The following is a 2,658-nucleotide window of genomic DNA, read 5'->3' as shown; positions in this document are numbered from 1 at the left end:
GGCGTGCGCGCCGGCGGTGGGGTCGTCCTGGGGGGCGGGGTGGGCGGGCTTGTGGGCGGCGGTGGGGGCGTGGGGAGCCCGGTCGGCGTCGCCGCCCCGGCTCAACCCCACCGCGGTCGCCGCGACGGCGCAGGCGACGGCAACTCCGGCAACAACCACGCGTCGGCGGATACGCACGCCGCGAACCTCCCCGTGTCGGCGATGCCGATCGGCCGGCCGGCGTCCCGGGTCGGGTCACCCGGGCGGGGCCGGGGACGCGGCCGATCGATGATCGCGACAGTCTAGCCGCCGGACCGGCCGGAGCGTGGCCCCCGCCGGGTTGCCGTCGCTCCGCGCAGGCACCACCCGACGGTGGCGTCAGGCGGTGACAGCGCCGCTGTCAGCTTGCCGTCAGGCGTCCCTCATGGCCGAGAAGCCACTTCTTCACGTCCAGCCCCCACCGGTAGCCGCCGAGCGTGCCGTCGGTGCGCAGCACCCGGTGGCAGGGCACGAAGAGGGCGACCGCGTTGCGGGCGCAGGCCGCCGCGGCGGCGCGTACCGCGGCCGGCCGTCCGGCCAACCCGGCGAACCCGGTGTACGTCACCGGCTCGCCCGGCTTGACGTCGCGCAGCACCTGCCAGGCGTGGGCCAGGAAGACGCCGTCGGTGTGCTGTTCCACCTCGACCGCGTCGATCGCGGCCAGGTCGCCGTCCAGGTACGCCCGGACGGCCGCGTCGACCGGGCCGAGGTCGGTGCGGTCCCGCAGGTCACCGCGGAGGCTCGGGTGCATCAGCGGCACCAGGGCGACCGGGTCGGCGGTGAAGCCGGCGGCGCGTACCGCCCCGGTGGGCCCGGCGAGCACGCTCAGCGGCCCGGCGGGGGTGTCGATGACGGTGCTGTCCAGTGTGGTCATGCCGCTCTCCAGAGTCGGATCACCGCGTACGACCGCCAGGGGCGCCAGCGGTCCGCGTACGCGTTCAGGGTCTTCGGGTCGCCAGCCAGGCCGAGCGCGGTCGCGCCCCGGCGGACGCCCAGGTCGGTGGGGAGGAGGACGTCGGGGTCGCCGAGGGCCCGCATCGCGACGTAGCCGGCGGTCCACGGCCCGATCCCGGGCAGCGCGACGAGCCGTCGCACGGTCTCCTCCCGGTCCCCGCCCGGTTCCAGGTCCAGCGAGCCCTCGGCGACGGCCCGCGCGACCGCCCGCACCGTCTCCCGCCGCGCTCCCGGCATCCGGAACGCCGAGTCCGGGGCCGCCGCCACCTCGTCCGCGCGGGGAAACGCCCGCAGCTCCAGTTGATCATTTAGTGGTGGTCGTGAACCGCCGGCCGCGTCGCCGACGATCTCATGATCGACACGGTGGTCGGGCACGGCGGCGAGAAGGTGGGTGAGGGTGGTGCGGGCGGAGGCCAGGGAGATCTGCTGGGTGGTGATCGCGCGGACGGCCATCTCGAAGCCGTCGACCGCGTGCGGTAGGCGGACCCCGGGTTCCGCGCCGACCGCCGCCGCCAGGGCGGGGTCCTCGCCCAGGGTGGCGTCGACCGCCAGCGGATCGGCGTCCAGGTCGAGCAGGCGGCGGCAGCGGGCCACCGCGGGCGCCAGGTCGCGCAGGTCGGTCAGGCGCAGCGTGGCGGCCACGTGCCCGTCGGCCGGCGTGAGCGCGATGGTGCCGGCGCCGTGCGGCAGCCGGACCCCCCGCCGGTACGTCCCGTCGCGCACCTCCTCCACCCCCGGCAGCGCACGGACGGCGAGGAAGTCCAGCAGCGCCGCCGCGTGCAACGGCGGCCGGTACGCCAGCCGCAGTGAGATGGTGCCCGCCCCGCTCACCGCCGGCCGCCCGCCCCGGGTGACCCGCAGCTCGGACGGGGTGGCCCCGTACACCTCGCGGACCGTGTCGTTGAACTGCCGGACACTGCCGAAGCCGGCGGCGAACGCGATCTCGGCCATGCCCAGGCCGGTCGTCTCGATGAGGATCCGGGCGGTCTGCGCGCGCTGCGCCCGGGCCAGCGCCAACGGCCCCGCCCCCAGCTCGGCGTTCAACATCCGGTGCAGGTGCCGCTCGGTGTAGCCGAGCCGGGCCGCCAGCCCCGGCACCCCGTCCCGGTCGACCACCCCGTCCGCGATCAGCCGCATCGCCCGCCCCACCACGTCCGCCCGGACGTCCCACTGGGGCGAGCCGGGGGCGGCGTCGGGGCGGCACCGGCGGCAGGCGCGCAGCCCCGCCCCCTGGGCGGCGGCCGCGGACGGGAAGAACCGGACGTTCTGCCGTTTCGGCGTCATCGCCGGGCAGGACGGCCGGCAGTAGATCCCGGTCGAGGTCACGCCGGTGTAGAACCAGCCGTCGAACCGCTGGTCGCGGCTGTCGACGGCCCGGTAGCACCGTTCGAAGTCCAACTCCACGTCACCGATACTGCCTCGCAGGTCCCGCCCTCGGCTGGCGGGATTCGGACCTGGCCGTACGGGATCCGGAGCGACCCTGGCAGCCGGCTGCGACAGCTCGGGGTCACCGCGCGCCCGGAGACCCCGACCTGCCGCATCACAAGTCGATCAACCCGCCCCGCCGTCGGTGCCGCGGCGCGCGGCCGATCCGCTGCGGGCGTCGATGGGTCAACGCCGCGGGGTGGGCGAGGGCACGGCCGCGGTGGGGACGGGTCCGCTGGGCCCCGGGCCGCCGGTCGGGTC

General features: G+C 76.6%; 2 protein-coding genes. Both read right to left on the bottom strand.

What is annotated here, in order from left to right:
• Positions 1 to 379 precede the first annotated feature (379 nt).
• A complete protein-coding gene (locus tag ACWEVO_RS34620; protein WP_452311627.1) occupies positions 380 to 892 on the bottom strand; it encodes a methylated-DNA--[protein]-cysteine S-methyltransferase in 513 nt (170 codons plus the stop codon).
• Complete coding sequence (locus ACWEVO_RS34615; RefSeq protein ID WP_452311626.1) at positions 889 to 2,376, bottom strand: DNA-3-methyladenine glycosylase 2 family protein; 1,488 nt, start codon at positions 2,374 to 2,376, stop codon at positions 889 to 891. The genes ACWEVO_RS34620 and ACWEVO_RS34615 overlap by 4 nt, the downstream gene beginning before the upstream one ends.
• Positions 2,377 to 2,658: the final 282 nt, after the last annotated feature.

Source organism: Micromonospora sp. NPDC003776 (assembly GCF_053605645.1).
Note: the sequence above shows the minus strand (reverse complement) of the source record. Positions and strands in the feature narration are given on the sequence as shown.

Excerpts from the sequence above, each read along its gene's own strand:
- ACWEVO_RS34620 (WP_452311627.1), bottom strand. The coding sequence starts at position 892 with ATGACCACACTGGACAGCACCGTCATCGACACCCCCGCCGGGCCGCTG.